Annotated in this window: 4 protein-coding genes and 1 pseudogene; 1 reads left to right on the forward strand and 4 read right to left on the reverse strand. The window is 65.7% G+C overall.

Going from position 1 to position 6,641, the window contains the following annotated elements:
- Positions 1-486: 486 nt before the first annotated feature.
- Positions 487-1,587, reverse strand: coding sequence for an NAD(P)/FAD-dependent oxidoreductase (locus DYI24_RS02820; protein WP_164571176.1), 1,101 nt, complete (start codon positions 1,585-1,587; stop codon positions 487-489).
- A gap of 169 nt (positions 1,588-1,756) precedes the next feature.
- Between DYI24_RS02820 and DYI24_RS02825 the strand changes: the two genes are divergently transcribed.
- A complete protein-coding gene (locus tag DYI24_RS02825) occupies positions 1,757-4,435 on the forward strand; it encodes a sensor domain-containing protein (protein WP_205523339.1) in 2,679 nt (892 codons plus the stop codon).
- Positions 4,436-4,474: 39 nt separating this feature from the next.
- Here the strand turns inward: DYI24_RS02825 and DYI24_RS02830 are convergent, their stop codons facing one another.
- The 3 genes and pseudogenes from DYI24_RS02830 to DYI24_RS02840 all read right to left on the reverse strand — a co-directional run.
- Positions 4,475-5,422: a carbon-nitrogen hydrolase family protein gene (locus DYI24_RS02830; RefSeq protein ID WP_164571178.1), complete on the reverse strand. Its 948-nt coding sequence runs from the start codon at positions 5,420-5,422 to the stop codon at positions 4,475-4,477.
- Positions 5,423-5,433: 11 nt separating this feature from the next.
- Positions 5,434-6,162 carry a flavin reductase family protein gene (locus tag DYI24_RS02835; RefSeq protein WP_246701137.1) on the reverse strand — a complete coding sequence of 243 codons (729 nt, stop codon included), beginning with the start codon at positions 6,160-6,162 and terminating at the stop codon, positions 5,434-5,436.
- A 230-nt stretch (positions 6,163-6,392) separates the two neighbouring features.
- Positions 6,393-6,641 (reverse strand): annotated as a pseudogene (locus tag DYI24_RS02840) (ABC transporter substrate-binding protein); the annotation flags it as partial.

Genomic DNA, 6,641 nt, shown 5'->3' on the forward strand with positions numbered 1-6,641 from the left:
CGCCGCAAGGCGGCGAGGTGATCGGCAATCGCCACCGAGCCTTTCAATCCGAGCTCATCCCCACGGCAGCCCAACAGATCTATCAGTCTCGGCCGACTGCGCTGGCGACAGCGCAGCACATGACCGCAGACATCCTGCTCGCGCCAAGCGCGACGCCAGTTGCGCTGCCGCCCCAGGCGTTGGATGTCCTGTTACTTGCTCGCCGATCTCGCCGAACCGCTCCCGTTTTGGGGGCGATGTCTAAAGTATTTCTGGCTTCGGCAGAATCGGGACCGCACTTCCTAGCGGTCGCAGCTTGCAGAACCTCATGGTGAGGAGGCGCGAAGCGCCGTCTCGAACCATGCGCCGCAGGCGATGTGGCTCCTCATCCTTCGAGACGCCCGGCGAGGCCGGGCTCCTCAGGATGAGGACTTCGGACGCTTGGCAAAGGCCAGATCCGCTTCTCATCAATCGATGAAGCTCTAGGCTGTTTCTGTCCGCGTTCGATCAGCCGGTGAGGGTGACGACGTGGTCGGCAATCGCCAGCGAAGCCGTCAACCCGGGGGATTCGATCCCGAACAGGTTGATCAGCCCCGGCACGCCATGCTCACGCGGGCTCTGCACTACGAAATCCTGCACAGCGACCGACGGCGGCACGATTTTGGGCCGGATGCCGGAGTAACCGGGCGACAGCGCGCCGTCCGGCAGGCCCGACCAGTATTTGCGGATCGCCGGATAGAACCGTTCCGCGCGCGCCGGATCGACCACGTAGTCGAGATCGTCGATCCACTCGACGTCGGGCCCGAACTTCGCCTGGCCGCCGAGATCCAGCGTCAGATGGACGCCGAGCCCGCCGGGCTCCGGCACCGGATAGATAAGGTGGGAGAACGGCGCACGCGCGCTGCAGGTGAAGTAATTGCCCTTGGCGAGATAAGGCGTCGGCACTAGCTCCGGCGGCATGGCGGCGATCGAGCGTGCCACAGCAGTCGCGCCGAGGCCGGCGGCATTGATCAGCATCCGGCAGCCGAGCGTCATCGGCATCTCGCCGCCGATCTCGAGCGCGAGCAGCTCGCCTTCACGGCGTGCCGACAGCAGCGGCGCATGAAACGCAAACGCTGCGCCGGCGGCTTCGGCGTCACCGCGCAGCGCCAGCATGTAAGAGTGGCTGTCGACGATGCCGGTCGACGGCGACACCAGTGCGGCGACGCAGGACAGCGCCGGCTCCAGCTGCTGCGCTTCGGCGCCGTCGATCGCGCGAAGATCATCGACGCCGTTGGCGGCGGCGTGAGCCCGGATCGAATCCAGCTTGGCGGCTTCCGCCGCGGTGGTGGCGACGATCAGCTTGCCGCATTGCCGATGCGGAATGCCGTGATCGGCGCAGTAGGCATACAGCGCGCGGCGGCCGGCGACGCAGAGCTGCGCCATCAGGCTGCCAGCCCGATAATAGATGCCGGCGTGGATCACTTCACTGTTGCGCGACGAGGTGCCGGTTCCGATCGCTTCGGCCTGCTCGACCACGATCACTTCGCGGCCCTGCTGCGCCAGCTTCCGCGCGATCGCCAGCCCGACCACCCCAGCGCCGACAACGACGCACCCCACTTCATCCATCGATCCGCCCTCTTGTTGCGATTGACTCGTCCAGCGGCGTTTATGATCGGGTTAACCATCTCGGGTCAATTGATGAAAATTCGCGCAATCACTGCCTGCCGGGCCAGCGGTGTTTACATGTTCCAAACATCTCTTGCACCAGACTCGGATTGCAATCTCTGGGTGTTTTATGACGGCGCGGATGAGGAAAGCGGGCAGGGGGGCAGCATGTGCTGCATTGGGCACCTGTCTGTTTTCGTCGGCGGCTAACGCGGCGCCCGGCTTCGTGCCCTCCAGCTACATCGGCAACATCGAGCCCGAGATCCTCTGGGAATTGCTGATCGGTGGCTTCGTCGTCGCGGCCTTCATGTGCGCGACCGCGCTGTGGGCGACCTCGATGCTGCGCAAACAGCGCCGCGCCCATCGCCGCAAAAACATGCTGGTCGATTCCGTGCTGAACAAGCTGCAGCAGGGCGTCGTCATCGCCGATTCCTCGGGCCGGATCGTGTTCTGCAACGATCGCTATCTCGAGATGTACAAACTGACGCGCGCCGAGGTCGCGCCGGGAATGCCCGGGCGCGATCTGTTGGCGCTGCGCCGTGCCCGCGGGATGCTCGATCTCACCAATGACGAGTTCTACCGCAACGCCGGCCTGCCGCAGGGTTACGTTTCCGAACTGCCCGACGGCCGCTGCATCCAGGTCAAGTTCTCGCGGCTCGCCAATGGCGGCACCATCGCGACCCATGACGATTGCAGCGAACTGCGCCGAATGTCGAAGGAGCTGTCGACCACCAAGCAGTTCCTGGAATCGGTGATCGACAACATCCCGGTCTGCGTCGCCGCCAAGAGCATCGAGGATGGCCGTTACATCCTGGCCAATCGGGCGTTCGAGACCCTCTCCGGCCTGAGCCGCGACAAGATCATCGGCGCCACCGCCGACCAATTGTATCCGGCGCGCTCCGCGGCGAGCATCCGCGCGGCGGACGAGAGCGCGCTGCAATCCACCACCGGCGCCTATCAGTCCGAGCTGACCGTCGAGATGGGGCGGGGCGATCGCATTCTCGCCAGCAACCGCGTGGTCGCCCGCAACGAACACGGCGAGCCTGAATTCCTGATCGCGCTGTTCGAGGACATCACCAATCGCCGCGCATTGTCGGTCGAATTGGAAAAGACCAAGCGCTTCCTCGAACTGGTGATCGACAACATCCCGGTGGCGCTGACGGTGCAGAACACCGCGGACGGCCGCTACGTGCTCGCCAACCGCGGCGCCGAGATCATTCTCAACCGCCGCCGCGAGGATGCCACCGGGCTGACCACCGGCGAAATCTTCAACGCCAAGGAAGCGCGGCTGATCGCCGAGCGTGACGAACTGGCGATCCGCAAGGGCGGCCTCGTCGTCGAGGAGCATCCGATCTCGACCGCCGGCGGCTTGCGGCTGTTCGTCACCCGGCGGATGACCGTGACCGATCAGGCCGACCAAGTGAACTATCTGATCAAGACCCATGTGGATGTCACCGACCGCCGCCAGACCGAGGCGCGGATGGCCCACATGGCGTATCACGACGGCCTCACCAACCTGCCGAACCGTGACGCCTTCCTGAAGTCGCTGACCCAGATGATCGAGGCTTGCGACAACGCGGTCGATGAATTCGCGGTGCTCTCCGTCGACCTCGATGGTCTGAAGGAGATCAACGACGTGTTCGGCCACGCGATCGGCGACAAGCTGCTGGTCGAGGTGGCGCGGCGGATCGAATGGGCCTCGCGCGGCGGCGTGGTGGCGCGTCTGTCCGGCGACGAATTCGGCCTGATCATCGATGGCCCGCAGCCCGCCGCGGCCCGCAATCTCGCCGGCATGGTGGCGAAAGCGCTCGCGCCCGGCTTCGTCATCGACGACAAGACGGTGCGGATCGGCGTTACCACCGGCGTGGCGTTGTTCCCCGCCAATGGCACCGACGCCGCTTCGCTGCTGGCCAATGCCGGCGCTGCGCTCTTCCGTGCCAAGGCCAAGGCGCGCGGCTCGGTCACGGTGTTCGAGCCTGAAATGGACATGCAGATCCGCGACCGCCGGGTGCTGCATCAGGATCTGTCGAACGCGATCCGCAACGGCGAGATGTCGCTGTACTACCAGCCGCAAGCGTCGAGCACCAAGCGCGTCGGCAACAACGATATCGTCGGCTTCGAGGCGTTGACGCGCTGGCGCCATCCGACCCGCGGCTTCGTGCCGCCGAGCGAGTTCATTCCGCTCGCCGAAGAGAGCGGGCTGATTGTCGAGCTCGGCGAATGGATCTTGCGCGAAGCCTGCCGTCAGGCTGCCTCGTGGGCGCGGCCGCTGCAGGTCGCCGTCAATCTGTCGCCGGCGCAATTCCTCAACACCGATCTGGTCGCCTTCGTGCACGAGGTGCTGCTGCAGACCGGGCTCGAACCGGGTCGGCTGGAGCTTGAAATCACCGAGGGCGTGCTGATCGAAGATTTCGATCGCGGCCTGTCGCTGCTGCGCCGGCTGAAGGCACTCGGCGTCCGGGTGTCGATGGACGATTTCGGCAGCGGCTATTCTTCGCTGACCTATCTGCAGGCGTTCCCGTTCGACAAGATCAAGATCGACCGCGCCTTCATCATGAACCTCGGCCGCAATCCGCAATCGGCGGCGATTGTTCGCGCCGTGATCGGCCTCGGCCACGGCCTCGGCGTGACGCTGGTGGCCGAAGGCGTTGAAACCCAGGATCAGCTCGACTTCCTGGTCGACGAGTCCTGCGATGCGGTGCAGGGCTATCTGATCGGCAAGCCGGCGCCGATCGATCAGTATCGCTGGCTGGTCGGGCTCGATGCGCTCGACGACAGCACCCCGCTCCGCGCTCGCGAAGCAGGCTGATCGCCCGCTTCGCCTGGCGCGCAGAACTTCGTCGAGAGCTTAGGCGCCGGTGTTGTCCGGCTTGCCGCCGAACGCCACCGGGGTCTGCGGCCGCTCATCGACATGCAGCGTGAACAGGTCCGGCCGCGAATAGTGGCCGACCGCATCGAAGTCGAGCTTCGAACCGAGGATGTCGTCGGTGTCGATGTCGGCGGTCAGGATGCCTTCTTCGTCGAGCAGCGGGCCGGCGAGGATTTCGCCGAGCGGGCCGACGATCACCGAGCGGCCGCGCATCATCCACTCGTCCGGACCGGCTTCGATCCGGCTGGCATAGTCTTCCGGGAAGTCGGAGCGCCGCATCACCTGGCAGGCGCCGATCACGAAGCAGCGGCCTTCCAGCGCGATGTGGCGCATGGTGGCGATCCAAGTTTCACGGTCGTCGGCAGTCGGCGCGGCCCAGATCTGCACGCCCTTGGCGTAGTAGGCGGCGCGCATCAGCGGCATGTAGTGCTCCCAGCAGATTGCGCCGCCCAGCTTGCCGTAGGGCGTGTCGACCACGGTGAGCGTCGAAGCATCGCCGAAGCCCCACACCAGCCGCTCCGAGCCGGTCGGCATGAGTTTGCGATGGATGCCGAGCAGGCCGGTCGGGGCAAGATACAGCGCAGTGCAATACAGCGTGCCGCCGTCGCGCTCGATCACGCCGACCACGGCGTGGAGGTCGTGTTCGGCGCAGGCGGCAACGAGCTGATCCACTTCCGGCCCCGGAATAGTGATGGCGCCGCGGACGTAACGGGCGAAATCCTCGCGGCCTTCCGGCGTGCGCCGTCCGATCGCGCAGCCGAAATCGAGGCCCTTCGGATAGCCGCCGATGAAGGCTTCCGGAAACACCGCGACCTTTGCGCCCTTGGCGGCGGCTTCGCCGATCAAGGCGACGGTGCGCGCGGTCGCGCCCGCGGCGTCGAACGGAATGGTCGTCGCCTGCACTGCTGCGACTTTCAACTTGGCCATCTGATGAGTCCTTATGATGCTGTGGTGAGGGTGACCTGCGCGTCCTGCCAGAGCGGACGGTCGAGATCGAACAGATCGCGGGTGCGGGTGTAGGCGGAGGCGCCGTGCATCCGGCCGACCAGATCGAGCGCAGCGTGGTCGACGCGCGGGCGCTCCGGATCGCCGGTCAGGACGTGTTGAGCGTAGTGCGCGTGCAGCACTTCGCCGACCACCATCACCTGGCCGGGGCCGGTGTCGAGCCAGTGGGTGCGGCGGCATTCGAATGCGACCGGCGAGGCGGCGATCCGCGGCGGGGAGACGGCGACGCTCGGCAGCGTCTGAAGCCCGGCGAGATCGAGTTCGTCGACCTCCGGTGGTGCTTCGACGCAGGTCGCGTTCATCGCCTCGACCAGGCTGAACGGCACGAGGTTGACGACGAATTCGCCGGTGGCGCGGATGTTCGCGGCGGTGTCTTTCGGCGCGTCGGGCCGCGCCAGAATGCCGAGCGCGACGACCGGGCGATCGGAGCCGAACATGTTGAAGAACGAGTAGGGGGCGGCGTTGACGCAGCCGTCGGGCGATCGCGTAACGACCCAGGCGATCGGCCGCGGCATGATGGTGGAGGCGAGCAGGCGATAGCGATCAGCGCCGGACATCTTGGCGAAATCGAAGTGGCGCTGCGGCTGTTCGACACTGGCGAAGGGCTTGTCGCTGGGCCGATCTAACACATCGACCAGAGATGATATCAGCGTAGTGCTCATCACGATCCTGCCACCGCGGCGCTGCGCGGGTGAAAGTTAGTTATCCGTCATGGCCGGGCTTGTCCCGCCTGCGCGGCCGAAGCCGCTTCGGTGCGGCGGAGGCCCGGCCATCCACGTCTTTCTTGCGGTCCAAGCTGCAAGGCGTGGATGGCCGGCACGAGGCCGGCCATGACGAGGTTGACAGATGTGCCAAAATCCATTGGCAGAAGGTTCGGACGTGATGTTCGTTCTCAGGCCCGGGTGATCTTCACGCTCTTCGGGTCGAAGCCCTTAGCCACGGCTTCCTTGTCGGCCGCGCTGGCGACCGTGGTGTCGACGAACTTGCTGACGTCGGGCACGCGCGGCAGCAGCTTGTTCTCGACGCCCCATTTGGCGAGCGTGTCCATCTTGGCGATCTGCGCCGGCGTCAGGGTCGCCTTGATGTCGCTGAACGACTTGGCGCTCCACGCCGGATCGTAGCTCGACGCCTTCTCCAGCAC

Source organism: Rhodopseudomonas sp. BR0C11 (assembly GCF_010820945.1).
Classification (GTDB): Bacteria; Pseudomonadota; Alphaproteobacteria; order Rhizobiales; family Xanthobacteraceae; genus Rhodopseudomonas; species Rhodopseudomonas palustris_H.

Bases quoted from the DNA above. Each gene is read 5' to 3' on its own strand.
- DYI24_RS02830 (WP_164571178.1), bottom strand. From the start codon at position 5,422: ATGGCCAAGTTGAAAGTCGCAGCAGTGCAGGCGACGACCATTCCGTTC.
- DYI24_RS02835 (WP_246701137.1), bottom strand. From the start codon at position 6,162: ATGAGCACTACGCTGATATCATCTCTGGTCGATGTGTTAGATCGGCCC.
- DYI24_RS02820 (WP_164571176.1), bottom strand. From the start codon at position 1,587: ATGGATGAAGTGGGGTGCGTCGTTGTCGGCGCTGGGGTGGTCGGGCTG.
- DYI24_RS02825 (WP_205523339.1), top strand. From the start codon at position 1,757: ATGACGGCGCGGATGAGGAAAGCGGGCAGGGGGGCAGCATGTGCTGCA.